Source organism: Mycoplasma sp. 1890 (assembly GCF_053851615.1).
The window spans coordinates 1-863 of record NZ_JBSQAZ010000021.1 but is presented as its reverse complement, the minus strand read 5'-3'; the positions used below and the strand labels follow the sequence as shown (position 1 = coordinate 863).

At 27.8% G+C, this 863-nt stretch carries 1 protein-coding gene; it reads left to right on the top strand.

Translation table 4 applies throughout. From position 1 onward, the window contains the following. The coding region (locus ACWXVO_RS03145) for a hypothetical protein (protein ID WP_456002579.1) at positions 1-620 on the top strand (620 nt) is incomplete at its 5' end. Positions 621-863: the final 243 nt, after the last annotated feature.

Below are 863 nucleotides of genomic sequence, written 5' to 3'. Positions count from 1 at the left end.
AAATTGATTTTAGTGACCCAACTAATGAAGAAATTAAGAATGTAATTGATAATTTTTATTACAAAAATTTATATAAAGAATACGACAGAACTAAGGATGATGGCAATCATGGATTTGATTTTCTTGATGATGGTTATACAGATTTAGGTGTTATTTCAATGCAAAATAATGAACCAGACTATAATGAACCTTGAGATGAGGATGATGAACCAGGTGAATTAAGTTTTACAAATGCTGAAAATATGAAGATTAAAACAGAAAGCGAAAAAAGTTTTGATAAAAAAACTTATGACCCTAAAAAAGATGATGGAAAGAATCAAAATTTTGACTTTTCTATTGATGATAATAATAAGGATTTAATTGTTTCCAAATCAGAAGGGAGACCATGACAAGAATTGCCTGATCATAATGAACCTTGGATTTCTGATGATGAGGAAGGCAAAGATAATTCTAAACAAGATTCAAAATCACAAATGAAGTCGCCAGAGTTAAAGGAAACAGAAGCCAAAAAACAACCTATGGTTTTTACAGATTTTGCAGAGCTTGCCGATTTATTCTTAAAAGGAATAGAAGGTAAGGGTCCAAACTTTATATTTGAACCAAGATCGATAAAAAACTAAAATAAAATATTGAAATTTATAATCAATCTAATAAAGCACGAGGAGTTATTTTAGGTTTAACTTCTTGTGCTTTTGTGATATTTAGGATGATTTGCTAACCTATTTTTTGCCTTATTAGACACAAATTTTGCCAAAACAAAAAAAAAAAAAAATACTATAAAATATGCTTTATAAACTCGATTAAACATTAAGGAGAAAAATGAAAAAAAGCAAATTACTTTTTCTAGGATTTTTACCTGTTTT